This window comes from Onishia taeanensis (assembly GCF_003268885.1).
In the GTDB taxonomy this organism is placed as follows: domain Bacteria; phylum Pseudomonadota; class Gammaproteobacteria; order Pseudomonadales; family Halomonadaceae; genus Onishia; species Onishia taeanensis_A.
In genome coordinates this window covers 1-25,973 of the sequence record NZ_QLSX01000017.1, presented here as the reverse complement: position 1 = coordinate 25,973, position 25,973 = coordinate 1, and the positions used below count along the sequence as shown (strand labels likewise).

At 64.9% G+C, this 25,973-nt stretch carries 26 protein-coding genes and 1 tRNA gene; 14 read left to right on the top strand and 13 right to left on the bottom strand.

All coding sequences use genetic code 11. From position 1 onward, the window contains the following. On the top strand, positions 1-327 hold a 327-nt coding region (locus tag BCL93_RS16625; protein WP_146742511.1), incomplete at its 5' end, for an IS66 family transposase. 124 nt (positions 328-451) lie between these two features. Next, positions 452-1,024, top strand: coding sequence for an isochorismatase family protein (locus tag BCL93_RS16620; protein WP_112056485.1), 573 nt, complete (start codon positions 452-454; stop codon positions 1,022-1,024). Positions 1,025-1,079: 55 nt separating this feature from the next. Here BCL93_RS16620 and yaaA read toward each other — a convergent pair whose 3' ends face one another. Then, positions 1,080-1,859 carry a peroxide stress protein YaaA gene (yaaA, locus tag BCL93_RS16615; RefSeq protein WP_112056484.1) on the bottom strand — a complete coding sequence of 260 codons (780 nt, stop codon included), beginning with the start codon at positions 1,857-1,859 and terminating at the stop codon, positions 1,080-1,082. Between the two features lie 212 nt (positions 1,860-2,071). Next, complete coding sequence (locus BCL93_RS16610) at positions 2,072-3,103, bottom strand: NADP(H)-dependent aldo-keto reductase (RefSeq protein WP_112056483.1); 1,032 nt, start codon at positions 3,101-3,103, stop codon at positions 2,072-2,074. A gap of 236 nt (positions 3,104-3,339) precedes the next feature. On the opposite strand from BCL93_RS16610, the gene BCL93_RS16605 reads away from it, so the two are divergent. Beyond that, a complete protein-coding gene (locus tag BCL93_RS16605) occupies positions 3,340-3,846 on the top strand; it encodes a tetratricopeptide repeat protein (protein WP_112056490.1) in 507 nt (168 codons plus the stop codon). A gap of 97 nt (positions 3,847-3,943) precedes the next feature. Next, on the top strand, positions 3,944-4,453 hold the full coding sequence (locus tag BCL93_RS16600) for a hypothetical protein (protein WP_112056482.1): 510 nt from the start codon (positions 3,944-3,946) through the stop codon (positions 4,451-4,453). A 188-nt stretch (positions 4,454-4,641) separates the two neighbouring features. On the opposite strand, the gene BCL93_RS16595 is transcribed toward BCL93_RS16600, so the two are convergent. From BCL93_RS16595 to BCL93_RS16570, 6 genes are all read right to left on the bottom strand, one after another. Next, entirely contained in the window at positions 4,642-5,193 is a 552-nt protein-coding gene (locus BCL93_RS16595) for a TIGR00730 family Rossman fold protein (protein WP_112056481.1), read from the bottom strand. A 72-nt stretch (positions 5,194-5,265) separates the two neighbouring features. After that, positions 5,266-5,787, bottom strand: a complete 522-nt coding sequence (locus BCL93_RS16590) for a DUF501 domain-containing protein (protein WP_112056489.1) — start codon at positions 5,785-5,787, stop codon at positions 5,266-5,268. Further along, positions 5,756-6,085: a hypothetical protein gene (locus BCL93_RS16585; protein ID WP_112056480.1), complete on the bottom strand. Its 330-nt coding sequence runs from the start codon at positions 6,083-6,085 to the stop codon at positions 5,756-5,758. Before BCL93_RS16585 ends, BCL93_RS16590 begins: the two co-directional genes overlap by 32 nt. A 191-nt stretch (positions 6,086-6,276) precedes the next feature. Beyond that, positions 6,277-6,747, bottom strand: a complete 471-nt coding sequence (gene ybaK / locus BCL93_RS16580) for a Cys-tRNA(Pro) deacylase (RefSeq protein ID WP_112056479.1) — start codon at positions 6,745-6,747, stop codon at positions 6,277-6,279. Continuing rightward, positions 6,744-7,154, bottom strand: a complete 411-nt coding sequence (locus tag BCL93_RS16575; protein WP_112056478.1) for an acyl-CoA thioesterase — start codon at positions 7,152-7,154, stop codon at positions 6,744-6,746. The genes ybaK and BCL93_RS16575 overlap by 4 nt, the downstream gene beginning before the upstream one ends. Positions 7,155-7,252: 98 nt before the next feature. Beyond that, positions 7,253-7,678 carry a hypothetical protein gene (locus BCL93_RS16570; RefSeq protein WP_112056476.1) on the bottom strand — a complete coding sequence of 142 codons (426 nt, stop codon included), beginning with the start codon at positions 7,676-7,678 and terminating at the stop codon, positions 7,253-7,255. A gap of 43 nt (positions 7,679-7,721) precedes the next feature. Here BCL93_RS16570 and BCL93_RS16565 point away from each other — a divergent pair, with 43 nt between their 5' ends. Continuing rightward, positions 7,722-8,879, top strand: coding sequence for a MalY/PatB family protein (locus BCL93_RS16565; RefSeq protein WP_112056474.1), 1,158 nt, complete (start codon positions 7,722-7,724; stop codon positions 8,877-8,879). Here the strand turns inward: BCL93_RS16565 and BCL93_RS16560 are convergent. Next, positions 8,873-9,799 carry a tetratricopeptide repeat protein gene (locus BCL93_RS16560; protein WP_112056472.1) on the bottom strand — a complete coding sequence of 309 codons (927 nt, stop codon included), beginning with the start codon at positions 9,797-9,799 and terminating at the stop codon, positions 8,873-8,875. The two genes, BCL93_RS16565 and BCL93_RS16560, sit on opposite strands and share 7 nt — an antisense overlap. Positions 9,800-9,930: 131 nt before the next feature. Between BCL93_RS16560 and BCL93_RS16555 the strand changes: the two genes are divergently transcribed. Beyond that, positions 9,931-10,701, top strand: a complete 771-nt coding sequence (locus BCL93_RS16555) for a DUF3750 domain-containing protein (protein WP_112056470.1) — start codon at positions 9,931-9,933, stop codon at positions 10,699-10,701. Between the two features lie 645 nt (positions 10,702-11,346). Here the strand turns inward: BCL93_RS16555 and BCL93_RS16550 are convergent. Then, positions 11,347-11,423: transfer RNA gene (locus BCL93_RS16550), tRNA-Met, on the bottom strand. 187 nt (positions 11,424-11,610) lie between these two features. Here BCL93_RS16550 and phbB point away from each other — a divergent pair. Beyond that, positions 11,611-12,357, top strand: coding sequence for an acetoacetyl-CoA reductase (gene phbB, locus BCL93_RS16545; protein ID WP_112056468.1), 747 nt, complete (start codon positions 11,611-11,613; stop codon positions 12,355-12,357). A gap of 140 nt (positions 12,358-12,497) precedes the next feature. Here the strand turns inward: phbB and BCL93_RS16540 are convergent, their stop codons facing one another. Next, positions 12,498-15,278 (bottom strand): DUF349 domain-containing protein, encoded by a 2,781-nt coding sequence (locus tag BCL93_RS16540; protein WP_112056488.1) that lies wholly within the window; start codon positions 15,276-15,278, stop codon positions 12,498-12,500. A gap of 278 nt (positions 15,279-15,556) precedes the next feature. Here BCL93_RS16540 and minC point away from each other — a divergent pair, with 278 nt between their 5' ends. From minC to sbcB, 4 genes are all read left to right on the top strand, one after another. Next, on the top strand, positions 15,557-16,300 hold the full coding sequence (gene minC / locus BCL93_RS16535; protein WP_112056466.1) for a septum site-determining protein MinC: 744 nt from the start codon (positions 15,557-15,559) through the stop codon (positions 16,298-16,300). 43 nt (positions 16,301-16,343) lie between these two features. After that, positions 16,344-17,162: a septum site-determining protein MinD gene (gene minD, locus BCL93_RS16530; protein ID WP_112056464.1), complete on the top strand. Its 819-nt coding sequence runs from the start codon at positions 16,344-16,346 to the stop codon at positions 17,160-17,162. Further along, entirely contained in the window at positions 17,159-17,410 is a 252-nt protein-coding gene (minE, locus tag BCL93_RS16525; RefSeq protein WP_112056462.1) for a cell division topological specificity factor MinE, read from the top strand. Before minD ends, minE begins: the two co-directional genes overlap by 4 nt. A 125-nt stretch (positions 17,411-17,535) precedes the next feature. Then, the gene (sbcB, locus tag BCL93_RS16520; RefSeq protein ID WP_112056460.1) at positions 17,536-19,029 is read left to right on the top strand and encodes an exodeoxyribonuclease I; all 1,494 of its coding nucleotides are present in this window, start codon (positions 17,536-17,538) and stop codon (positions 19,027-19,029) included. Between the two features lie 211 nt (positions 19,030-19,240). Here sbcB and BCL93_RS16515 read toward each other — a convergent pair whose 3' ends face one another. Further along, a complete protein-coding gene (locus tag BCL93_RS16515; protein WP_258396705.1) occupies positions 19,241-22,141 on the bottom strand; it encodes an insulinase family protein in 2,901 nt (966 codons plus the stop codon). Further along, a complete protein-coding gene (locus tag BCL93_RS16510) occupies positions 22,141-22,827 on the bottom strand; it encodes an SOS response-associated peptidase (protein ID WP_112056458.1) in 687 nt (228 codons plus the stop codon). The genes BCL93_RS16515 and BCL93_RS16510 overlap by 1 nt, the downstream gene beginning before the upstream one ends. Before the next feature lie 221 nt (positions 22,828-23,048). Between BCL93_RS16510 and BCL93_RS16505 the strand changes: the two genes are divergently transcribed. From BCL93_RS16505 to BCL93_RS16495, 3 genes are all read left to right on the top strand, one after another. Next, complete coding sequence (locus BCL93_RS16505; RefSeq protein WP_112056456.1) at positions 23,049-23,663, top strand: TetR/AcrR family transcriptional regulator; 615 nt, start codon at positions 23,049-23,051, stop codon at positions 23,661-23,663. After that, positions 23,660-25,627, top strand: a complete 1,968-nt coding sequence (locus BCL93_RS16500) for an MFS transporter (protein WP_258396703.1) — start codon at positions 23,660-23,662, stop codon at positions 25,625-25,627. Before BCL93_RS16505 ends, BCL93_RS16500 begins: the two co-directional genes overlap by 4 nt. Before the next feature lie 148 nt (positions 25,628-25,775). Continuing rightward, positions 25,776-25,973, top strand: a 198-nt coding sequence (locus BCL93_RS16495) for a transposase (RefSeq protein ID WP_146742510.1), incomplete at its 3' end; no start/stop codon positions are given.

Here is a 25,973-nt window from a genome sequence, read left to right as displayed (position 1 = left end):
GGTTCGGCGACGGCGAAAGCGCTGGACTACAGCCTGAAGCGTTGGGCGGCGTTGACGCGCTATCTGGATGACGGCCGACTCCCTATCGATAACAACCGGGTCGAGAACCTGATCCGCCCTTGGGCGCTGGGCCGCAGCAACTGGCTATTCGCCGGGTCACTGCGCAGTGGCCAGCGCGCCGCTACCATCATGAGCTTGATCCAGTGCGCCAAGCTCAACGGCCACGAGCCCTATGCCTACCTGAAGGACGTGCTGGAACGGCTACCGACACACAAGGCCAGCCAGATCCACGAGCTTCTGCCCCATCACTGGCAGCACAACGTCTGATCACTGACAAGCGGTGTTTGGCGAACGCTTACAAGACTCCTAAGGGGTGATTCGATTCTCTGCCAGAATACCCGCTTCGGCGCCTATGCTGAATCCATAACGTCACTGGTGAGGAAAACCTGAGATGCGACTCGACCGTACGACCAGCCTGTTGTTGATCGTGGATCTTCAGACCGGCTTGCTACCGGTGATCGACGGCGGTGAACAGGCCGTCACCGAGGCGGCTTGGCTTGCCGGCCTGTCGCGGACGCTTGAGGTGCCGGTTTGGATGACTGAGCAATACCCGGCAGGCCTGGGCGCCGTCGACCCACGGCTGCTTGCGGCGGCGCCGGAGGCACGCCGCTGGGAGAAGGTGCACTTCGATGCCCAGCAGGAGCCGCCCTTCGCCAAGGCGCTGGCCGAGCTTGGTCGCAAGCAGGTGGTGATCTGCGGCAGCGAGGCGCATATCTGCGTGCTGCAGACGGCGCTAGGGCTGCTGGCGGCAGATTACCGGGTGTACTGGCTTGCCGAAGCATGTGCCAGCCGGCGCCATGACGAGGCGCGGCTGGCCAGGGAGCGGGTAGTGGCTGCCGGTGGCGTGGTGATCAGCGCCGACATGGCGGCCTACGAGTGGCTCGAGCGCTGCGACGACGAGGCCTTCAAGGCGGCGCACCGAGACTTCCTCAAGCCCCGGGCGGCGCGCCTCCTGCGTTTTTGAGCTGACGACGTCTCAGTCAGCTGCAGGCCAAGGCTCTGAGGCAGCGCCGTGAGCCTCAGGATGCGCCTTCTGCGCGGGTGAAGACCAACGTATTGCCTTCTGACATGGCCGCATTGTAGCGATAGCCAGCCACGTCGAAGTTCTTGAGGCCCTCGGGATCGTCGAGGCGCTCGCGGATCATCCAGGCGCTCATCAGGCCACGGGCCTTCTTGGCATAGAAGCTGATGATCTTGTACTGGCCGTTCTTCTCGTCCTTGAATACCGGGGTGACCACCCGCGCGGTGAGTTTCTTGGTGTCGATGGCCTTGAAGTACTCGTTGGATGCCAGGTTAACCAACACCGGGCTGCCGCTTGCCGTGATCGCTCGATCCAGGTCGCGGGTCAGGGTGTCTCGCCAGTAGGCATACAGATCCTTACCGGCCGGATTGGCAAGCTTGGTGCCCATTTCCAGACGGTAGGGCAGGATCAGGTCCAGCGGGCGCAGCAGGCCATAGAGGCCGGAGAGAATGCGCAGGTGGTTCTGGGCGAAGGCATTGTCATCCTCGCTGAAGCTTGTGGTCTCAAGGCCCACATAGACATCACCCTGGAAGGCCTGCGCCGCTGGCTTGGCGTTGTCCGGGGTCAGGGGCGTCTGCCACTCGGCGAAGCGGGCGGCATTGAGGCCGGCCAGCTTGTCACTGATGCCCATCAGCTCGCTGAGCTGCTGGGGCGAGTAGTCGCGCAAGACATCGATCAGTTCACGGCTGCGCTCGAGATAATCGGGCTGGCTGTAGGTATCGGTGCTTGGCGGGGTCTCGAAATCCAGCGTCTTGGCGGGGGAAATCACGCTCAGCATGGGGCGCTCCTATGAACAGTCGGCATGGGCGCTGGGCCCGTCGTTAGGCGTCGAGTATATCAAGCCGCCCCGGAACACGGGGATAACCGGGGAGCTATGGCGACGATAGTCCGGCGATGTGGGAGGGGATACCATTCCCGGCGTTGGCCGCCGGGAATAGGATAGGCTTATAAAAGGGCCTTGCCCGATAGTCTCCTAGGGGAAATGAGCCATTAGGGGCTAGGGTTCGGCAGCCGGGTATGCACGGCCTCGATGGCCTCGAGCACTTCGTCGCCCAGCTTGAGCGACTCGCTCGCCAGGTTGCTCTCGAGCTGCTCCATGGTGGTCGCGCCGATGATGTTGCTGGTCAGGAACGGCCGTGAATTGACGTAGGCCAGCGCCATCTGGGCCGGGTCCAGGCCGTGTTCGCGGGCGATCTCGACATAGGCGCGGGTCGCTTCATCGGCCAGCGGCGAGGTGTAGCGCTTGAAGCGCTCGAAGAGGGTCAGGCGGCCCTTGGGCGGCTGGGCACCGTCCAGGTACTTGCCGGAGAGCACGCCGAAGGCCAGTGGTGAATAGGCCAGCAGCCCGACGCGCTCGCGATGGCTGATCTCAGCGAGGCCGACTTCATAGCTGCGATTGAGCAGGCTGTAGGGGTTCTGCACGCTGGCGACTCGTGGCAGACCCAGGCGGTCGGCCAGGGAGAGAGCGTGCATAACGCCCCAGGGCGTCTCGTTGGAGAGGCCGACGGCGCGCACCTTGCCGGCATCGACCAGCTCCTTGAGGGCAGACAGGCTCTCTTCGAGAGCGGTGGCGTCTTCGTCTTCCTTGGCCTCATAGCCGAGCTTGCCGAAGAAGTTGGCGTTACGGTCGGGCCAGTGCAGCTGATAGAGGTCCACGTAATCGGTGTTCAGCCGCGTAAGGCTCGCGTCGATGGCCTGGTGGATATGCTCGCGGGTCAGCCGCGGGCCGCCGCGGATATGATCAAGCCCGGGGCCGGCCGCCTTGGTGGCGAGGATTACGTCATCGCGGGTGCCGCGGGCCTTCAGCCAGCTGCCCACGTAGGCTTCGGTCAGACCCTGGGTCTCGGCCTTGGGCGGCACGGGATACATCTCGGCCGTGTCGATGAAGTTGATACCAAACGCCGTGGCGCGGTCGAGTTGCTCGTGCGCTTCGGCTTCGCTGTTCTGCTCGCCGAAGGTCATGGTACCAAGGCACAGCCGGCTGACATCGATGCCGGTATCGCCAAGCGGTCGCGTTTGCATGTCTCGCTCCAATCAGGGAAAAACGCGGGGTGAATCGGCATGGTAGCGGCGGCTTTTGCCGGCGGCAAATACGGGGGTTGAGTCCCCTGCATGGGGGGCGTATGCTTGCGTCCCCGTTGCCCCGGCGGCGCCCGGATGGCCACTAGTTATCTAGTTATTAGTACGGTGACACGATGACGGTCGTCGGATTCCGGCGAGCGCATTTCCTCGTTACACAAGACGCTAGGTTGTTTGCCATGCATCAGGCATCTTCTTTGGTAACCCGTCTCGAATATCGACTGGCGGAACAGCTCTTCCATAATCGCTGGTTGCCGCGTTCGCGACGCACCCAGCGCTTGACGATGCACCTCTATCAGCGCTGCGCAGAAGCGGGTCACATCTCCGCGCTGTCGGTCTATGGGCATATGCTGTTCCATCGTGCGATCCGTCCCCAGGACAAGGCCAAGGGGGCTCGCTATGTGATGGAGGCCGCGCGGCAGGGCGACGTAAGCGCCCAATATCAGGCCGGACGCATTTTCGAACATGGCTGTGCTCAGTATCCGCGTCGTGATGACAAGGCGGTGACCTGGTACGCCCGCGCGGGCGAGGCCGGCCATCCTCTGGCCGCAGAACGCCTGGCCGATGCTTACCGTAGCGGTATGCTGGGGCTAGCCGTAGACCCGCTGCGTGCCGCGCACTGGCAGGCCCTGTCCGATCAGTGCATCGCCGAGGAAACCGCGCCCGCGGCTTCTCTCTGTCACTGAGTCGACCCTGGCGCCCTGAGCCGATAGGCTAGGGCCAGTGGCGGTTTCGAGGAGGAGCCGCCGATTCTTCGTCAGATCCACAAAGGATGTCCATGTCGTGACGCTGCCTACCCTGTTGGATATCGAAGCGTCCGGTTTTGGGCGCGGCAGCTATCCGATCGAGATCGGACTGGCACGCGCCGATGGCTCGACCTGCGCCTTCCTGATCCAGCCGCTGGATGAGTGGACCCATTGGGACCCCAAGGCCGAGCTCCTGCACGGCATCTCCCGTGCACGCCTTCAGCGCGAGGGGCATCCGGTGATCGAGGTGGCGCGCTGGCTCAACGACGAGCTGGCCGAGATTGGCATCGCCTACAGCGATAGCTGGGGCTACGACAACACCTGGATGTCCCTGCTGTTCCACCATGCCGGGATGCTGCCGCGCTTCCGTCTCGAGGCCCTGCGCCGTCTGCTCGATGAGCGTCAGTTGGAGCTGTGGAGCACCGCCAAGGAAGCATTGATCACCGAGCGAGGCATTCAGCGTCACCGCGCCGGCGAAGATGCCCGGCTGTTGCAGCTCACCTACGAGCGCACCCTGGCGCTGTCCCGGGCCGAGAGTGGCGATTAGTCTCTCTCGCCTCTCTTCTCTACACGCCACCTCTGCACGTCACCCTTGCACGTTGCCTATGTAGTTCGCCGGTACGACGGTAATTTTCATAGTCCTGAACGTTTCATAGAACTGAACGACGACCGCCCGGCCAAGTGCCGGGCGGTCGTCGTTTAGTGCCGTCGTTTAGTCGTGCTGGCATTTGCGGCTCAGGCGGAGACCAGCTGCTGTTCTAGGCTATCCAGCAACGTGGACGGTGTCGGCGCCGAACTTAGGGCGTCCCGAGTATGGCCGTCGAGGAAGCCTTGGCTGACCAGGCTGTCGAGGAAGGTCAGCAGCGGGGCAAAGAAATCCTGGGTATCGAGCACGGCAATCGGCTTGTCATGCAGGCCCAGGTATTGCCAGGTCCAGGATTCGAACAGCTCCTCGAGGGTGCCGATGCCGCCGGGCAGGGCAACGAAGGCATCGGCCCTGGCCGCCATGGTGGCCTTGCGCTCATGCATGTCGGCCACGCGGATCAGCTGCGTCAGGCTATGGTGGGCCTGTTCGCGCTCCACCAAGTGGTCCGGCATCACGCCGATCACTTCTCCGCCGGCGTCGAGCACGGCATTGGCCAGGGCGCCCATCAGCCCCACGCGTGCACCACCATAGACCAGGCGATGACCGCGCTTGCCGATCTCACGGCCCAGCGCCACGGTGGCCTCGCGAAAGCAAGGATCGCTCCCTTCCCGAGAGCCCAGATAAACACAGATGTTCGACATGCAATGCTCCTTGATCAGGCCACTATCCTAGCGCGTCTTCGCTTAGCCCTGCAGCTAGGTCGTGTAGCCCGCTCAGGGCAGGCAGTCGATGACGCCAAATTCAGCGTCCAGCCATTGGCCGATCACGTTGTCATCGCATAGGTGATGGGCATATTGGGTATGCAGGCAGCGTACCTGATCCCAGTTGCTGATACCGCCGATGCCGCGCTCCGTGAGGACCTTGGCATAGCCCAGGCGCTCGACCTCGGCGCGTTGGGTTTCGTCCATGAAGCGCCAGCGGCGGGCCACGTAGTCCTCATGGCTGTGGTGGTAGGCGGCCAGGAAGTCGGGTTCCTGCTGAAGGCGGGCCTCGAGTTCCTTGATCACGCCGCGGGCCTCGAGGCGAGACAGCTCCACCTTGAGCCGTTCGCTGCTCAGCCAGTAGAGCGTGGGAAAGGGCTTGCCTTCCACGATCGGCGCCATGCGCAACACCAGCGGCGTGTGTTCGCCGTCGGTGGCGGCTACCGCCATGGTGCCGCGGGGCGGCCGGCCGAGCTGTTCGGTGATGATCGCCAGCTGGCGTTCATTCGGGGTCTGATCGGTGTGGATCACCATCTTGGGGGTCTCGCAGAAATTTGTTCGAGCGCCCCACGGCACGGAAGAATGCCGTGTTGAGCTGCACCGGAGTGGGCACGTAGCGCCAATGGCGCTCGCAGTAGTCATTGGCCCGTGCCAGGAGTGCATCGTAGAGGCGATTGAACGGCGCATCATAATCGTAAGGGTCATGCCCGAACAAGCGGATGTGCGGGAAGTCGGCGAAGCGCTCGACGAAGTAATGCTCGAGATCGGCTTCAACGGCACGGTGGCGAGCCACGTCGTCCGGGTCGAGCCACAGGGTATAGCGAATGGCCATGACGCCTCCTGGTTGGACAGGGGTTGCTGCGCGGGTCTGTTGCTAAGGGGATGCTGGCTAAGAGGGTTGCTATTAGGACCGCGGCCATTGGCGTTCGGCTCACGGCTTAAACCGCTGACACCAGGATAGCCCAGGGCGCCCAGGTACCGGTCAGCGTCGTTGCTTGCCAGGGCGCGTGCTCGCGTCCCGGTTCAGGTCCGTGCAAGCGTCACTGACCGGGCGCCGGTCAGTGCGACCAGGTCGTCCGGCGCTAGGCCGATCTCCAGGCCTCGGCGGCCGCCGCTGACATGCAGCGTCGAGAGTGCCATGGCGCTGTCATCGAGAAAGGTCGGCAGCGGCTTTTTCTGGCCCAGTGGACTGATGCCGCCGATCACATAGCCGGTAGTGCGTTCGGCAAGCGCCGGCTCGGCGAGGGTCGCCTTGCGCGCGCCGGCCGCACGGGCCAGTGCCTTGAGGTCGAGCCGTGCGCTCACCGGCACCAGCGCTACTACCAGGCGTCCGTCGTCCAGCTTAGCCAGAAGCGTCTTGAAAACGGTCTGTGATGCCAGGCCCAGTGCCTTCGCGGCCTCCTCGCCGAAGGCCTCGGCCCGAGGGTCATGGGCGTACTCGGTGAGCTGGAAGTCGATGCTTGCCGCCTCCAGGGCGCGAACCGCTGGCGTCATGCCTTGGCCTCGGTGGGCGCCTGCAGGTGCTCTTCGAGGGCCGTGCGTAGATCACCCTCGATTTTCTTGGCGCGCTTCTCGTCATGATCGTAGTGCACCATCACGGTATTGCCGCGGGCGCAAAGCTGGCCGTGCTGCCTGGCTTCCTGTGTCACCGTGAAGGAGCTGTTGCCAAGCCGGGTCAGGAAGGTGCGCACTTCAACACTGGTGCCGTAGTGCAGCTCGGCCAGGAACTCCACGTCCAGGCGTGCCAGGATCAACTGCCACTTGCGCGGGTCGAGATCCGGCGTGAATAGCCGAAACAGATCGGTGCGCGCCTGTTCGAACCAGGCCGGCAGGCGGGTGTTATTGATGTGCCCCAAGGCATCGGTGTCGTGAAAGGCGGGGTCGAGGGTCGTGACGAACATCAAATGCTCCGGTGCAGCAGAAAGAAAGAAGAGACTCAGCATTGCCCCGCGCCGACCTTTGGGCAAGTCACCCATGGTCGCGAACGGCTCGGTGCGGGCTAGATCAGCCGCTGGCTGAGGCGATCCGCCCAGGCCGCGGGCAGCGCCTCGACCAGCGCTTCACGCAGGTGGTCGGGCAGCGCGGCTTCGGCGTCCTCGAAGCTGTCGAAGTCGCGGTTGCGCAGCCAGCAGTAGGCCCAGGCGCAGGCTTCCATCTCGTCGCGGGGGGCCGGCCTGGCCGGCATCTGCATGAGCAGGAAGCTCGCCGCACGGGCCGCCCACAGCGGTGGCTGGGTGCCGCTGCCCCAGGCTTCGAGGGTGGCGCCATTCGGCGTCTCTTCCGGTTCGCCGAGCTTGGCGACCCGGGCCGTGTCGGCAAGAATCATGGCCAGGCGCTCCGGCGTGGCCTGGCCAAGCAGCAGCCAGTGCCCCACCAGGCTTGAGGCGCCGCGCATGGCCTTGGCATAGAAAGGGGTTTCGGGCATGTTCAAGGAATTCCCAAGGATGATGAACGATACAGGAGGCAGCATGCAGTTTGATTTTGCCACGCCGGTGGCCCGGCGACATCCCGACTGGCCGTCCCAGAAGTGGCAGCGCTATGACGAGGACGTGGCGCCACTGTGGGTCGCCGACATGGACTTCCGTTCGCCACCAGCGGTGATCGAGGCCCTTGAGGCGCGAGTCAACCACGGGGTGTTCGGCTACGGCGTGGTGCCTGACGGCCTGCGCGAAGCGCTGTGCGCCTGGAGCGGTGAGCACTACGACTGGCCGATCAAGCCTGAGTGGCAGCACTGGCTGCCGGGGGTGGTGCCGGCGCTGCACCTGGCGAGCCTGGCCTTTACCGAGCCGGGGGACGGCATCCTCACGGTGACGCCGATCTACCCGCCTTTCCTCAAGGTCGCCGAGCGCACCGGACGGCGTGCGCAGACCGCAGCTCTTGCCGAGCCCGCGGCACCGGGAGAGCCCTGGCGGCTCGACCTGGCGGCGCTGGAGGCGGCCATCACCCCCGAAACCCGGCTGCTGCTGTGGTGTCAGCCGCACAACCCCACCGGGCGGGCCTGGAACACCGAAGAGCTTAATGGCCTGACCGAACTGGTCGAGCGCCACGATCTGCTGGTGGTCTCCGATGAGCTGCACTGCGACCTGCTGCTGGATGAAAGCGCCCGCCACCGGCCGCTGGCGGCGCTATTCCCGGCCCTGGCCGCGCGCATCATCACCCTCTGGGCGCCTTCCAAGACCTTCAACCTGGCCGGTCTGACCGCTGCCTGCGCGGTGATTCCGGACGCCGGGCTGCGCCGACAGTTTATCGCCGCCGGGCGTGGCCTGCTGCCGGACGTCAACCTGATGGGGCTGGTCGCCGCCGATGCCGCCTATCGTCACGGTGAGCCCTGGCGTCAGGCGCTGCTCGAGACCCTGCGCGGGCATCGGGTGCGCCTTGCCGAGGCGGTGGCCGGCTGGCCGGGGGTATCGATGAGCGCGCCCCAATCCACCTATCTCGCCTGGCTCGACCTGCGACAGGCCGGGCTGGGGGCGTCGCCGCAGCGCGTGCTGTTGGAGAAAGCGCGGGTGGCGCTCTCGGACGGTGCCGACTTCGGCTGGCCGGGCTTCGTGCGACTCAACTTCGGCACCACCCGCACTCAACTGGACGAGGCGCTTACCCGCCTCGACCGGGTGCTGGCTCAGTAGAGCTGCGCGAACAGCTTGCGGCGATAGGTCACCGTCAGCGGGTGGTCGGCGCCGAGGGCGTCGAAGACCCGCAGCAGCGTCTTCCTGGCGGCATCGTCGCCGTAGGCCCGGTCGCGTTTCATCAGCGTCAGCAGGGCGTCGAGGCCGGGCTCATAGTCGCCGTCGGCGACCTGGCGCAGGGCGCGCAGGAACTGCGCCTCGCTGTCGTCGCGGTCACCAAGCGCGGCTAGTGTTTCGGCGTCTGGGGCTTCCTCGCCGAACTCGAGCCGTGCCCGAACGCCCCGAGCTCGCGGCGCATCGCGGTGCTCCGGCGGCAGGTTGTCGAGGATCGCCTTGGCGTCCTCAGGCTGACCCTCTGCCAGCACGGCGCTAGCCAGGTCGATCTGATAGTCATGATGCTGGGGGTTGTCCTGCACCAGCTGCTGGTAGATCGCCCGGGCGGTGGCCGGGTCGCCGGCTGCGAGCGCCGCTTCTGCCTGTTCCTCTGGCGAGGCCTCCGGGGCAGCGGCAGCCGTGATGTGCTTACCGAGCCACTCGCGGATCTGGCCTTCCGGCAGCGCGCCCTGGAACTCATCGTAGAGCTGGCCCTGCATGATCAGCTTGACGTCTGGTACCGAGCGGATGCCCAACTGCGCGGCGATCTGCTGATGATCTTCGATGTTGAGCTTGGCCAGGACGAAGGCGCCGTTGTACTCGCGGGCCAGTTTTTCCAGAACCGGGGTCAGGTTCTTGCAGGGTTCGCACCAGGGGGCCCAGCAGTCCAGTACCACTGGTGTATTCATCGAGCCTTCCAGCACCACCTGCTGGAAGTTGCTCATGTCGAGATCGACGATGTAGGCGGCGGAATCGGCACCGGCCGCATCACCGGCTTCTGCTTCAGGATTCAGGGGGGCGCCACTGCGCGGGTCGACGATCGGCATGCAGGCTACCTTGAGTGTTTGGGAATTTACCCGTTAGATGCGGGTGGTGAGCCGGAGATTCAAGGTGTCCGACCCAAGGCGCGCGGCCATGCTGTGGCACTTTGGTATAGGGGGAGCGCGTGGGAGCGAGGATGGCGCAGATGATGAAGGGGCTGCTGGTGATGCTCGCTGGCGTGGCGCTATTGCTGGCGGGGCCGCTGTGGATGCTGGCCGGTGAGCGGGTCGATCTCGACACCCACTGGTCGGATGCCGATCGTCGGCCCGCAGGGCTGGCGCCGGCGCCAGCCGTGACGCCGGAGGCGGTGGTTCAGGTCTATGCAGCCAGGGCTTACAGCTGGCGCGGGGCCTTCGCCGTGCATACCTGGATCGCCACCAAGGCTGCTGGTGCCGAGGGCTATCGCCGCCATCAGGTGCTGAGCTGGCGGCGACCCACCGTGGTTAGTCAGTGGGGGCCGCCGGATCGTGCCTGGTATGGTAACCCGCCCCGGCTGCTCGCCGACTATCGCGGCGCCTCGGCGGCCAAGCTGATTCCCCGCATCGAGACCGCAGTGGCTCGCTACCCGGCCCCGGACCGCTATCGCGCCTGGCCGGGCCCCAACAGCAATACCTTCATCGCCTGGATCGTGCGCGAGGTCCCTGGGCTCGAGGTGACATTGCCGGCCCATGCCTTGGGCAAAGATTACCTGTTCGACGGCGTGCTGGCCGATGCGCCCAGTGGCAGTGGCTACCAGTTGGCACTCGGAGGGCTGGTGGGTGTTCTGCTGGCTCGGGATGAAGGGCTGGAAGTGAATCTACTGGGCCTGACGTTGGGCATCGACCTCTGGCCGCCCGCTCTTAAACTGCCCGGAATCGGCCGCCTGGGAGCCGCGGAACCGGTGCAAGGCGACGGCGTTCCTCGCTAAGTCAGGGCAAACAGTTCGCTGTGGTTCTTAGGTGCAAGCCAGACAGAAAAGCCGATACGCTGGTGAGTATCGGCTTTTCTATATTGGGTAGGGCCGCCGACGTTGAAGCCGGAGCGAACCGATGACCGTCGGGCTCATGGGCGGATGTATCGCTGCGGTGTTGAGATGCCAACCAGACGCAAAAAAGCCGACACTCGAATGAGTATCGGCTTTTTCTATATTGGGTAGCGGGGACCGCCGACGCTGAAACCAGAGCGAACCGATGACCGTCGGGCTCATGGGCGGATGTATCGCGGTGGTGTTGAGATGCCAGCCAGACACAAAAAAGCCGACACTCGAATGAGTATCAGCTTTTTCTATATTGGGTAGCGGGGACCGCCGACGTTGAAACCAGAGCGAACCGATGACCGTCGGGCTCATGGGCGGGTGTATCGCGGTGGTGTTGAGATGCCAGCCAGACACAAAAAAGCCGACACTCGAATGAGTATCAGCTTTTTCTATATTGGGTAGCGGGGACCGCCGACGTTGAAACCAGAGCGAACCGATGACCGTCGGGCTCATGGGCGGGTGTATCGCGGTGGTGTTGAGATGCCAGCCAGACACAAAAAAGCCGACACTCGAATGAGTATCGGCTTTTTCTATATTTGGTAGCGGGGACCGGATTTGAACCGATGACCTTCGGGTTATGAGCCCGACGAGCTACCAGACTGCTCCACCCCGCATCAACTTGAGGCATATACTACACGATATTTGCGCTGGGTCAAGAGTTGAATCGAAGACGGTGGAGTGTGATCTGTATGAATTGAAAGTGACTGGGTGGGTTGCCATGCTCGGGGGTGTCGACGCGGTAATGGTCCATACTGACCGAAGCACGTTGTAGCACACAGTCATCTATCAGGGAGATATATTATGGCTAACGCAGCACCCGTCGCGTGGGTTACTGGGGGTACCGGTGGCATTGGAACGGCAATCTGTCGTGCCCTTGCCAAGGAGGGCTATCAGGTCGTTGCCGGCTACCATAACCCCGAAAAGGCCAAGCAGTGGCTCGCCGCTCAACAGGCCGATGGCTTCGACAACATCGCACTGTCAGGTGTCGACCTGACCAACTATGAAGAGTGTGTCGCGGGGGTGACTGAGATCCGCGACAAGTACGGGCCGGTCAGTGTGCTGGTCAACTGCGCCGGCATCACCCGTGACGGCACCATGAAGAAGATGACGCCGGATCAATGGCACGAGGTCATCGACACCAACCTCAACAGCGTCTTCAACACCTGTCGCGGCGTTATCGAAGACATGCTCGAACATGGCTATGGCCGCATCGTGAACATCTCCTCGATCAATGGCCGCAAGGGCCAGTTCGGCCAAGTCAACTATGCCGCCGCCAAGGCCGGCATGCATGGCCTGACCATGTCACTGGCGCAGGAGACCGCAACCAAGGGCATTACCGTCAATACCCTGTCGCCTGGCTACATCGCCACCGACATGATCATGAAGATTCCCGAGAAGGTGCGCGAGGCGATTCGCGAGGGCATTCCGGTCAAGCGCTATGGCACCCCGGAAGAGATCGCCCGGGCGGTGGTCTTCCTGGCCGACAAGGAATCCGGCTTCATCACCGGCGCCAATCTGGACATCAACGGTGGCCAGTTCATGGGCTGATAGTCATCAACGTCTGATGTGTGATTCGTACGCCTACAAGAACGATAGAAGGCATGCCAACAAGAGACCCGAAGCCAAGGCTTCGGGTCTCTTCGTTGGTAACGCGGGCGTAGGGCGCGGCTGAACAGGCCGCCAGGGGATCAGGGCGGTGGCAGGGGCAGCATCTGGTGCAGCAGGGCATCGAGCTCCGGCGCTTCATGCTCCCAGTGCTCTGCAGGCATCGGCCCGGTGGCCAGCAGCGCGCACAAGACGTTGTGCAGCTCTTCGGCGCGTGTCGGCTCCTGGCCCAGGCCTTCGTTGAGCCGCTCGACCTGAATGGCCAGGCGCAGGGGTTCGTCCTGGTGGGCGAGCCCGCTACCGGCCAGTAGCGCCAGGTGCACCCGCAGACGGGTCAGGGTGTCCTTGACGGTGTCTGGAGGCGGAGGACTGCGCCGGGCGGCATTGCGTGCCTGGTGCGCCTTCAGCATGTCGCCGCTAAGGCCTTCGGCGGCGGGAACATCGCTGGGTGCCAGGCCGTCCAGCGCCTTGCGGTCAGCGTCGAGATGAGCGTTGAGCAGGGCCTGCAGGGACTGCCAGGCGAGAATCTCCTCGTTAACTGCCAGCCGTGCCAGCCGTTCGCGGCGAGCGCGCACGATACCGGTCCAGCGCTTGCGCATGCCCTCGGTGCGCCGGCCGGGCGGTAGCGGCTTGAGCGCATCGACTTCGGCGATGGCCTGCTCGAGTACCGGCTCGTCGGCGCTCGAGGACGGCTGCCAGGCATCGAAGCGATCGATCATGGCCTGCATGGCGTCCAGGCGCGCCTTCGCGCGGGAGGCCTGGTCATCGTATTCGGCCTCGCGGCTGGCGAAGATCTCGTCGCACAGATTACGGAATTCCCGCCACAGGGCCTGTTCCTCGCCCTTGGGCGCACGCCCCAGGGCACGCCAGCGTCGCTGCAGGCCCTTGGCGTCCTGGGCGCGCTGGGTCGCTGGCTGAGACGATTCGCTGAGGCGACGGGCCTCGGTGATCAGCTCGCGCTTGGCGGTAGCGATCTGCTGGGCTCGGCGGTCGATCAGCGTCTGAAGGTTGTGGCTGAGCGTGGCGAAACGCTGGCCGACAGCTTGCGCCTGCTGGCGAGGTACCGGCGTGCAGCGTCGCCACTGCTCGCGGGCCTTGTCGCGAATCTCGCGCAGTGCGTCCGGGTCGGCCTCAGGGTCGGGGGCGTCCAGCAGGGCCGCAAGCTGGCCGCACAGTGCTTGGCGCATCTCGAGGTTCTGGACACGTTGGGCTTGCTGCTGGTCTCGCCAGGGCGCCAGGCGCGTATGGATGCGCTCGGAGGCTTGGCGAAAGCGCTGGGATAGCTCGCGGGTGGCGGCGGCGTCACCCAGTGCTTTCCATTCCTTGATCAGTCGGCGGTGGCGGCGGTCCAGCACGTCGGCGGCCAGAGTGCCATCGTCGGCCAGGGCCTCGATGGCCTGACATAGCTGATCACGCTTGGGAGCGGCAACGAAGCCACGCCAGTCACGCAGTTCGGCTAGCTGAGCGCCCTGGCGCTTGAGGGTGCCCTCGAGCGCCAGGCGATCGTCTGCCGGTCGCGCCTCCAGCTGCTGTCGCAGTTGCTGATGCAGGCGGCTGGCGGCCTTGAAGGCGCCGCGCTTGAGCTTTTCATCGAGGGTCGAAAGGCCGCGCTCGATCTCCTCGCGGCTCGCCGTTGCCTGTGATGACGAGGGGTGATTGAGCTGGGCGCGGGCACGCTCGATAGCGTCCAAGGATGGCAGGTCGTCCGGCCAGTCGATGGTTTCGAGCAGCGCCAATAGACGGTCGCGATCATGATCGGTGACCGCGCGTTCCAGGGTATCGGCATGTTGCTCGAGCCTCGCCCAGGCGACATCCAGGTGATGATAGTCGGCCAGGGCCTGGCTGTGGCGCTCGCGAAGCTCACGTTGCGGCGGATGGCGGTCGGAGAGTTCTTCCCAGCGCTGGTCCAGCAGGCGCCGCTGGGCGCGCAGGCTGGCCATGTCCTGACCGGTAAGACGGTCGTTCTGGCGAAGCCCGGCGAGGCTTTCTTCCAGCGCTTCGATCAGGCCAAGGCGGGTCTCGTCGTCGCTTTCGCGCTGCTGATGAACGCTTTCGGCGGCCTGCTGATGAGCCTCGTGGTCGCTGATCACCTTGCGGCATGCCAGGGAGGCATCCTGATAGCGACGCTCCTGCTCGGCGCTGGGCAGGTCCTTGAGGGCTTCCCACTCGCGTTTCAGGTGTCGGTATCGGCCGGCGTAAAGGGGCTCCCAGGCGTGAGTGACATGTGCCTCCAGGGCGCTGAGCAGCCGCTCGCGTTTCTCGTGGGCGGCGGCGGCCTGAGTCGCATTGGCGCGACGCCGGCCAAGGGCTTCGCGGGCCAGCCGATGAATTTGCTTGTCGCGCCGGGCGCGGCGAGACAGCTCGCGCAGCCCCTCCTCGCTCTCGATGCGCTCGGCTGCAGCACGGCGCACGGTGGCGATGCCGTTCTCGCAGGCCTGCTGGATCAGCGTTTCTTCATCGTCTATCCGCGCCAGCGCCGTCAGCCGCAGCTGCTGGTTATCGCCCTGCAGCGTGATGTCACTCAACAGGCGCGGTTGATCGAGGCGCTCGACCAGTGCCAGACGGCGGTCCAGGCTGACGCCGGGCTCACGGCCAACCAGTAAGGCGACCAGCCGTGTCGTCAATTCCGGCGAGGCGGCATCATCCATCATCGTCAGCAGCGTTTCCGGGTCGCCGATCTGTGACAGGGCTGCCTGACGGACTCGGGCGTCCTGATCCCGCGCCAGCGTCTCTAGCCGACGATGTTCCTCTGGGCGAGCGGCATCGAGTCGCTCGGCGGCTTCGCGACGTTTTTCGGCATCGGGGTGCTGCCAGCGGGGCGCCAGCAGACGATGAAGCCATCCTGTGAGTGTCTTTCCTGACATGATGATGTTGCGTTCCTGTATAGGCGCGACCTGTGCCGCGCCATGGCGGTGACTCTCCATCTAAGCATGTGACGAAGGGACGGAAAAGTCCCGCCGTCTTGGAGGCATCGCTCCTCAGGCGGCTGAATGGACTGCTTTCCAGGCGTAAATAAAGGCTCGTCAGGCACAACTCGGGCAAGACAATCACTGACAGCTTGGCCTCTTGGTCTTATGATCAGTTGCAGGGTCGCTATCCCTCGCTTAGCTTTAACCTTCATCACCCCCTGCGGAGTCCGGCAATGAGCCTCAAGATGGATAGGGCCAGCATGGCATTTACCTTTAAGGGTGGCATGTTGCCCATGACGGTCATGGAGTTGACCAGCGCTGATCCCGAGCGCATCCGTGACCAGCTAGAAAGCAAACTCAGCCAGTCTCCGGCCTTCTTCCAGCACACGCCTGTGGTGCTCAGCGTCGAGAGGCTCGATGAGCCGCATCTGTCGCTAGAGCGCATCTGCGCGGTCTGCCGTGCCAACAAGCTGCTGCCGGTTGCGGTGCGCGGGGGGACTGATCCGGTCAAGCAGTCCGCCTGGGCGCTAGGCCTTGGCTGGTTCCCGCCCCAAGAGGTGCGCCCGCGCGCGCTCGAGAGCGTGGCCAATGAAAGCGAGGCGGACGATGCCGCTTCGGCACAGGACGCCGCGCGCACCGAGTCGACCCCGGCGGGACGCATCTATCGCGGAACCGTCCGTTCCGGCCAGCAGTTAAGTGCCCAGGAAGGGGATCTGGTGGTGATCGGTGCGGTCAATGCCGGTGCCGAGGTGCTGGCGGCAGGCAATATTCATGTTTACGGCGCCTTGCGGGGCCGGGCGCTGGCCGGCATCCACGGCGATCATGACGCCGCCATCTTCTGTCGCGAACTGCACGCCGAGCTGCTGTCGGTGGCCGGCAACTACAAGCGATTGGAAGATATCGACCCGCGCTTGCTGAGCAGCACCGTTCAGGTCAGCTTGCGCGAGGATCAGCTGGCGATCGTCGCGTTGACCTGAGGGTCCGACGCTCCGTTATCTCATTAGCAACAGGAAGCTTATCTTGGCCAAGATCATTGTAGTGACCTCCGGCAAGGGTGGGGTTGGCAAGACGACCAGTGCGGCCGCCATCGCTACTGGGCTGGCGCTGCGCGGCAATAAAACAGTGGTGATCGACTTCGACGTGGGCCTGCGCAACCTTGACCTGATCATGGGCTGCGAACGCCGCGTGGTGTATGACCTAGTCAACGTCATTCAGGGCGACGCCGGACTCAATCAGGCGATGATTCGCGATAAGCGCGTCGAAAACCTGCACATCCTTCCGGCCTCCCAGACCCGCGACAAGGATGCCCTGACCAGCGAAGGCGTCGAGAAGATCCTCGATGCCCTGACTCAGGACTTCGACTTCATCATTTGCGACTCGCCGGCCGGCATCGAGCGCGGTGCCCAGCTGGCGATGTACTTCGCCGACGAAGCGGTGGTGGTGACCAACCCCGAGGTGTCCTCGGTGCGTGACTCCGACCGCATTCTCGGCCTGCTGTCCTCCAAGACCCGTCGCGCCGAGCAGAATCGCGACCCGGTCAAGGAGCACCTGCTGATCACCCGCTACAACCCGTCCCGGGTCGACGGCGGTGACATGCTCAACCTCGACGACATCTGCGAGATCCTGGCCATCGATCTGATCGGTCTGATCCCCGAGTCCGAGGCAGTGCTGCGGGCGTCCAACCAGGGCATTCCGGTCACCCACGACCAGAAGAGCGATGCCGGCCAGGCCTACACCGACACCGTTTCGCGGTTGCTCGGTGAGACAGTGCCGCTGCGTTTCCACGAGTACCAGAAGAAAGGGCTGCTGAGCCGCGTGTTCGGGGGAGGTCGTCGGTGAAACTGCTGGATTTCTTGAGAGGTGAGCGCAAGAAGACCGCGTCGGTCGCCAAGGAGCGGCTGCAGATTATCGTCGCCCATCAGCGAGGTCAGCGCGACCAGCCGGACTATATGCCGATGCTGGAGCGCGAGCTGCTGGAGGTGATCCGCCGCTACGTGAAGGTCGAGCAGGATGCCATCAACATCAGCCTCGATCGCGACGAGGATTGCTCGGTGCTCGAGCTCAACGTGACCCTGCCGCGAAACTGAGTCGCTTGGCTGAATGACGTGTCGGCCGAATGACTTGTCTGAATCGCTTGGCAGAATGACGTGGCTGAGCCGCGCGGGGGACTGTGCTAGGCTGGGCGTCATTTAGACTGCCTGGAGAGCCTGTCATGGCGCCGTCCCCCGCCGCTCCGCGGACCTTCCTGTGGCACGACTACGAAACCTTCGGGGCCGACCCACGCCGGGATCGGCCCTCGCAGTTCGCCGCGATCCGTACCGATGCCGACTTCAACGAGATCGGCGCGCCGATCGAGGTCTACTGCAAGCCCGCCGACGATTACCTGCCGCACCCACAGGCTTGCCTGATCACCGGGATCACGCCGCAGAAGGCCCAGCGCCGTGGCGTTCCCGAGGCCGAATTTGCCGGCATCATCAACGACGCCATGAGCGAGCCCGGCACCTGTGCCCTGGGCTACAACAGCCTGCGCTTCGATGATGAGGTCAGCCGCCATCTCTTCTATCGCAATTTCCTGGATCCCTATGCCCGGGAGTGGCAGAACGGCAATTCGCGCTGGGATTTGATCGACGTGGTGCGTGCCTTCCATGCCCTGCGCCCCGAGGGCATCGAGTGGCCCAAGCGCGAGGATGGTGCACCGAGCTTCAAGCTCGAGCACCTGACCGCCGCCAACGGCATCGAGCATGCCGGCGCCCACGACGCCCTGGCCGACGTTCGCGCTACCATCGCTCTGGCACGACTGCTCAAGTCCTGTAATCCGGGGCTCTTCGACTACCTGCTGGCGCTGCGCAGCAAGCGCGAGGTCGCCAAGCGCCTGGACATCGCCTCGCGCAAGCCGCTGCTGCACATCTCGCGCCGTTACCCGGCGAGCCGCGCCTGCAGCGCCCTGGTGATGCCGCTGGCCGAGCATCCCAGCAACCCCAACGGGGTGATCGTCTACGACCTGGCGATGGACCCGACGCCGTTGTTCGAGCTGTCGGTGGAGGAAATACGCGCCCGGGTGTTCGTCGGTGCCGATGATCTCGCCGAGGGGGAGACCCGCATTCCGCTCAAGGTGATTCACCTCAACAAGAGTCCGGTGCTGATGCCGGTGAGCTATCTGAAGGACACAAGCGGCGAGCGCCGCGGCGAGTACGGCGCTATCGTTGAACGCCTGGGGCTCGATCTGCCGACCTGTCGCGAGCACTGGAAGCAGCTTTCAGCCGCTCCCGAAGCAGCCAGCCGCGCTGCCGGTGTGTTCGCCGAGCCGCCCCCCGAGGGCCCGCAGGACCCGGACCTGATGCTCTACTCCGGCGGTTTCTTCTCGCCGGCGGATCGCCAACAGATGCAGCGGGTGCGGGACTCGGACCCCTGGGATCTGGTCGGCGCCAGCTTCGCCTTTCAGGATCCGCGCCTCGAGGAAATGCTGTTCCGCTTCCGGGCACGCAGCTATCCCGACACCCTGGAAGGCGAAGAACAGACCCAGTGGGATGCCTATCGCTGGTCGCGCATGAACGATGCGAGCCTGGGCGGCCTGACCCTGCAGAGCTTCGCCCGGGAAATCGAGCGCCTGAATCAGGTCAGCCTTGAGGACGGCGAGCGCCAGGTCCTCGAGGAACTGGTGATGCATGTCGAAGCGATCATGCCGGCTCAGGCCTTCGGCGCCTGAGCCGCTAAAAAGCCTTACCGCCGCCCAAGCCTCCGCTATTGCGCAACGGTAACGACGACGCACCACAGCGCCGCATCAAAATGACGACGCCCGGATCCATGAAAAGGTCCGGGCGTCGTCGTGTTAGGCATCGTCCTGTCGGCATCTGGTGTCAGTCGGACGCTTGCCGCGGCGCTGAGAAACGGCGCCGCGGACAGCGTGGAGCGGGAGGTCAGTTGGCGTCGGGTAGCGGCCTCAGGTCGGCCGTCAGTGCCAGCAGGTCGCTGGGGCTGTCGCCGGGATCGAAGGTGATGTTGGCGGCCGGCGCCTTGCGCAGTTCGGCCCAGGCCTCACGCAATGCGGCCGGCGTGATCGCCGATACCCTTTCTGCGAGGCGCTCGCGCTGGTCAAAGCCGATATCGTCGCGTGCCAGCGCCTGCCATTGCCGATTGGCGAGCGCACCCAGCGAGGTGTCGCGCTCCAGCAGGCTGTCATGCACGGCCTGCCGGTAGGGGGCCAGGGTGGCATCGTCGAGATCGGCGAGGGTCTGGTCGAACTCGTCGAGGAAAGCCGTGATGCGCTGGCCGATCATCTCGCTGTCGGTATCCGGTGACTGCACCAGCAGGCTCATGCCCGGCGCTTCGAGCAGCGGCATGTAGCTGGCGCTGACGATGTAGCCGAGCTGTTGCTCGGTGCGCAGCCGGGTGTAGAAGGGCGTGGAGATTAGCTGGCCGAGCACCGCCAGGCGTGCCTGTTCGTCCAGGCTGCGGTTCTGGCCCTGCAGATAGCGCAGCACCAGAGAGTCCTGACGGGTGCTGTGGGGATGCAGGTTGGGCAGGGCACTGGAGATATCCAGCGGTTCGAGGTCAGGCACGGCCTTGGCATCCAGCGTCGGTGCCAGGATGGTGATGACCGATTCGCCGGTGGCTCGCGCGGTCTCGGCCGACAGGTCGCCCACCGCCATGGCCTCGAGATGCAGCGCACCGAGGTAGCTGTCGCGATAGTCGCGCAGCGCCTCGGCGTCCAGGTCGTCAATGGCGTCGAGCAGGGTTGCCGCGGGCCATTGCGGGCGCAGCAGCGCCTCGCCGAGGGCGCGGTTGGCTTGCTGATAGAGCGCTGCCTCGGGGGCATTGCGCCACTCGCGTTCGAGCTGGTGATGCACTCTCTCGACGCTGTCTTCGGTGATCTCGCCCTGCGTCAGTTGAGTGAGCACTCGCTCAATCAGGCGGGGCTGGCGATCGCGCCAGCCGGAGAAGGCCAGGGTCATGCCGCGGGCATGGGCATAGGCATTGAACTGATGGCCGGCCAGCCTTGCCGGGTAGAGCGTCTCGTTGAGGCTGTCGTTGAGCCAGCCGGCGAGCAGCCGGGTCAGAGCCGCATCGCGGGCATTGGCAGCCGCCGCCGGGTGCTGCAGGCTAAAACGCCACTCCACCTTGGGGGTGTCGAAGTCGACGTTGGCCTGGTGCCAGACCTCGGCGCCCTGAGTCTTTAGCAGGCGCTTGGGCGCTGCGTTCTCAACGTCGCCCAGGCTCAGGTCCTTGGCGATATAGGGATTGGGTTCGGGCAGTGACAGTTCGCCGATGGGCGAGGCACTCGCCCAGTCCGGGGCCTGATCGATGCGATAGGGGGCATCGAACCAGGGCGAGGTGGCCGTGCCCTCGACATCGGGGGCGCGGTAGACCCTCAGCAGATTGTCCGGTGTCAGGGCCGCCAGGTAGTCCTTGGTGCGGGCCTCGTCGAAGCCGTCCATGCGATAGGGAGCGAACTGGGCGTCACGGCTCGGGTAGTGCGCCAGGTTCATGGCCAGACGCGTGGCGTCATGCTGAGGGTCACCGTGCTGCTGGAAGCGGAATTCCTGCTCGGCAAGACGGGCCTGTTCCTGATAGCGCCAGGGGTCGAGCCCTTGCTGACGAATCCTGTCGATGGCGGCGAACAGGCTTTCCTGAATCCGCGGTATCTGTCGGGCACCCTCGGGCGTCAGGCTGATGCCGACGGTAAACAGGGCATGCGTTCCATCGCCGCGGCCGACGCCTGCCGACAGGCCGTCGGCGAGCCCTGCTTCGCGCAACTGCTCGAGCAGGCTGCCCTGTCCCTCATGGCCAAGCAGGTTGGCAATGTAAGAGGCGGGCTTGGTGGCATAGAAGGGTTCGGGGTCGGGTACCGGGAAGTAGAAGCGCAGCTGGCGCTCGTCCCGCAGCGAAGCGACCTCGAGGGACAGCGGCAGGCTATCGGGGCGCACCAGAGGTGCGTCGACCTTGGCGCGGCTAAGGCCGCGGTTGGGAATCGCCGCGAAGCGCTCGCGGACCAAGGCCTCCAGATCATCCAGCGGCTGGGGTGCCACCAGCGCCAGGTGCATGACGCCGGCGCCGTAGTGGGCCTTGAAGAACTCGATGACTCGCTGCCTAAGCGGCGTCTCGGCGTCTTCGGGCAGGGTCAGGGTGGCGCGGCTGCCCACCGAGAAACCGGTGGTCGGGTTGTCGGGGTTGAGCACCTGATCGAGTGCATCATTCTCGCGGCGTCCGTCATCACGCAGCCGCGCCTGATATTCAGAATGCACCACGTTGCGCTCGCTCTCCAGTTTGTCGGCGTTGAAGCGGGGCGCGATGAAGAACTGGCTGAAACGATCCAGGGCGCCGGATAGGGCGTCGGGCTCGATGTCGAAGAAGTAGTTGGTATCCTGACTTGCCGTGAAGGCGTTGTGATTGCCGCCATGCTGATTGATGAACGACTGGTAGGCGTCGGCGGCCGGGTAGGCGTCGGTGCCCAGGAACAGCATGTGCTCGAGGAAATGGGCAAGGCCAGCGAGATCCTTGGGGTCGTTTGAGCTGCCTACGTCGATGTTCATCGAGGCGGCGGCCTTGTCGGCCTCACTGTCGCTGACCAGCAGAACGGTCAGACCGTTATCGAGGGTCAGCAGGCGATAGTCGCGGCTGTCGTTGGGGCTGGTTTTCAGCGTGGTGGCGTCAGCCTTGGACAGCGCTTCTTGTGAGGCCTGGGGCGACATGTCGGGGGTCGCCGAAGCACTGGCCAGCGCCGGTGCGATGAGGGTCATCAGCAAGGCGCTGCCAAGGGCCAGGCGTGCCAGCCTGTCGCGGTAGCGGCGAGGTGTGGCAAGGCGGGTGGTGGCGGTCATCATGACTCCTGTGCGGGCTGCCAGCGCAGCATGGGGCCGGTGGGGTGGCCACAGGCCCATTCCTGGTTCAGCGGGTGATTCACTCGTCTTGATACCGGAAAAGCGCCCAACAGTTCCCTGGATGCGGGATTCAGCATGGCGCGGGCCTCGTCGAGTGGGATGGCCGGGTCGAGCCAGGCCGTTGCCCGGTCGGCATCGATCACCGCCGGCAGGCGGTCGCTGAGCGGCGCTAATAGTGGCGGCGCCGCCACGGTGATCAGTGCCATTGAGTCGTGAAAGGCGCTCAGGGTGGTGTGATAGCGCGCCCACAGGCCGGCCAGCAGCAGGGGGCCGCGATCGACGCGGGTCACCAGGTAGGGCTGTTTGCCGCGTGGCATGGCGCGCCACACATAGACGCCGCTGACCGGGACCAGGCAGCGACGGGCGGCGAAGGCTTCGGCAAACATCTTGCGCTCATCGAGGCTTTCCGCGCGGGCGCAATGGGGGGCGTGGTCGAGCACCTTGAGCCACGGCGGGGTCAGCCCCCAGAAGGCCCGGCGCAGGTGCGGCCGGCCGGCATCGAGGCGGATCATCGACAGCCCCTGGCGGGGCGCCAGGTTGGCGCCGGTTAGCAGCGGCTCGTCGGTCGTGAGCTCGGGCAGCAGTCGGGGCAGGTCAAGTGGCGCAATATGCAGGCGACCGGCCATGGGCTCTCCAGTGTCTTCTTGGCGCGTATTTGGCACGTCAACGCGGGGCGCGCGGTGGCTCAGGGTACCCAAGAGCCCGGGCGCTGCAAAGCATGCAGGCCGTCCCACTGTCGAGGTTGTGTTTGTATGATGGGGCGGTATGCTGATATAAAACGCTGTTCGAGATATGCGACACTGTCGCTTTAGACCCCCTAGCCGTTCAGCGTACCTGCGAGGATGCAATGGCACGTCCCAGACAGCACGCGCCCGAGGCGTTGCATGCTCAGGTCATGGCAGCTTGCGATGCCTGGCTCAAAGAGCACCCCGTACATACGCTGTCGCTGCGAGCGCTGGCCCGCGAGGTCGGCTGTGCTCCCAGCACCCTGCTGAAGCTCTACGGCAGCTTCAACAACCTCCTGCAGCACGTCAATATCGAGACCCTGGCTCATCTGCGCGGTGCCATCGAGGGACTTGATGACGGCGGTCCCCAGGCACGGCTAACCGGCCTGGCCACGGCCTACTGGCATTTCGCCAAGGCGGCGCCTTTTCGCTGGCAGCTGCTGTTCGATTACCCGCTGGCACAGGAGGGTGAACTCGATCAGCGTCAGAACGACATGATCGAGGCGCTGTTCGTGCGGGTTGAAGCCACCCTAAAGGAGTTCCAGCCGGCGATCGATGACCTGGAATCCCGTCGCCTGGCGCGTACCTTGTGGGGCAGCGTCCACGGCCTGGTGCAGCTTGGCCTCAACGAGCGGCTGGGCTACTGGCAGGGGCAGCCGCTGGAGGTCGGTGAGCTGATCGACCAGCTGCTTGCGACCCTGCTGAACGGGCTGCGGCATCTTCCGGGCAGCGTGTGAGCCGTGGCCTGCTGACCCAGCGTCGCTTCGCGCCCTTCTTCTGGGTGCAGGCGCTGGGTGCCTTCAACGATAACCTCTTCCGCAACACCCTGCTGCTGATGCTGACCTTTGTCGCCGTGCCGCGCCTTGGCTGGGACTTAGGGCTGGCCATCAATCTGGCGGCGGGGCTGTTTATTCTGCCTTTTCTGCTGTTTTCCGCCTGGGGCGGGGAGCTGGCCGACCGCTTTGACAAGCGGCGGCTGGTGCGCCTGTTGAAGTTCGTCGAATGCGTGCTGATGGTGCTTGCGGCGCTGGCCGTCTGGTACCAGAACCTGGTGGCGCTGTTTGTGCTGCTGGTGCTGATGGGCGTGCAGTCGGCGCTGTTCGGAGCCGTCAAGTTCGCCATCCTGCCCCAGCACCTGCCGTCCTATGAGCTCGGACGCGGCAATGCCTGGGTTCACGTCGGCACCTTCGCCGCGATTCTTGCCGGTGCGCTGCTGGCCGGGGTGTTTGCGGCGCTTCCCAACCCTCTGTCGCGCCCGGCGATCATGGCCACCCTGGTGGGTGTCGCCCTGGTGGGGTGGGGCGCTAGCCTGGCGCTGCCACCAGTTGACACTGCGGAGCCTTCAACCGAGGGCTCCGCCACGGATGCCTCCCTGCGCTCAGCCGAGCGGGGGCGATTGCGCTTTCGCCCCCTTTCCAGCCTGATCGAGGTACTGCGCGGCGGCGTACATTCGCCGGTGCTGTGGTCGGCGATTCTCGCTATCAGCGTTTTCTGGTTCTTGGGCGCAAGCTTTCTGACACAGCTGCCGGCCTGGGCTCGAGTGGTGGCGGGCGGCGCCGAGGCGATGCTGAGCGTACTGCTGGTGGCGATCGCCTGCGGCTTCGGTGCTGGAGCCCTGGCCTGTGCCAAGCTTTCGGGCGGGCGTTTGGAGCTTGGCCTGGTGCCGCTGGGGGCGCTGATACTCGGTGCCGCCAGCCTGCTGCTGGCCGGTGTGGACAGCGCGACGACCATGGGGCAGCCGCTGACGGTGCTGTTCGATGACCCCAGGGTCTGGCGCATGCTGGGGGGATTAATGCTGGTCGGCCTCGGTGGCGGTATCTACATCGTGCCGCTCTATACGCTACTGCAACTGGGTAGCCACGAAGCACAGCGAGGGCGGATCATTGCCGCCAACAATATCTGCAATGCGCTGCTGATGGTGGTGGCCGCAGGCTACGGCTGGCTGATGCTGTCAGTCCTGGGGCTCGACCTGCAGAGCTTCGTGGCAAGCCTTGGAGGCATCGCGCTGGCGGTCGGGGTGGCAATGGTCGTGCGTCGTCCGCGGCCGGTGCTGCGCCTGCTGGTGTTCGTGCTGGTCGCGCTGATCTACCGGCTGCGCCTTCGCGGTCGCCACCATGTGCCGGCGAGTGGCGCGGCCCTGGTGGTCTGCAATCACGTCAGCTTCATGGACGCGCTGGTGATCGGCGGTGCCTGCCCGCGGCCGCTGCGCTTCCTAATGGATCGGCCGATCTACGAATCACCCTGGCTGAACTGGCTATTCCGGCTCGTGGGGGCGATTCCAGTGGACTCCGAGCGCAGTGACCCGGGCGGCCTGCGGCGGACCCTCGATCAGGTCAGCCAGGCGCTGCGCCTCGGCGAGGTGGTAATGGTTTTTCCCGAGGGCCGGCTGACCCGGGATGGCGAGATGCAGTCTTTCCGCCGCGGCCTCGACCTGATTCTCGCTCGCAACCCAGTACCGGTGGTGCCGGCGGGGCTCGCCGGGCTGTGGGGCTCCTGGACCTCGAACCGCGATGGCCCGGCACTGACACGGTTGCCGCGACGGTTTCAGGCGCGGGTGGCACTGGTGTTCGGTGAGCCGGTGCCCGCTGCCGAGGCTCGTCGCGGGGAGCTCGCGGCCCGCGTGAAGGCGCTGAAGCAAGAGGCCGACGCCTGGATCACGCCCGGCAGAAAAGCTCCCTCTCGCGGCAACGCGGCCGAATGATGCCTTGCCTGATGGGGCTTTCCGTAGCCCTTCGCATGACACCTTGCCCTTCGGATGACATAAAGCAACCTGATTACTCATGTTGATCAGCCACCATCTCGCCAGGCTCTCCTATACTGATGTTATGTCCAGTAGAGGAGGTCGCGTCATGGCACGCAATCCTATCCAGTTCCAGCCCGGCCTGTCGCTGCCGGCATTTCTCGAGCAGTACGGCACCCAAGCGCAGTGCCAGGCAGCCCTCTTCCAGCATCGCTGGCCTAGGGGGTTCGTGTGCCCCGACTGCGGCAACAACACGGGCTGCCAGCTGTCGCGGGGGCTCTACCAGTGCCATCGCTGCCATCATCAA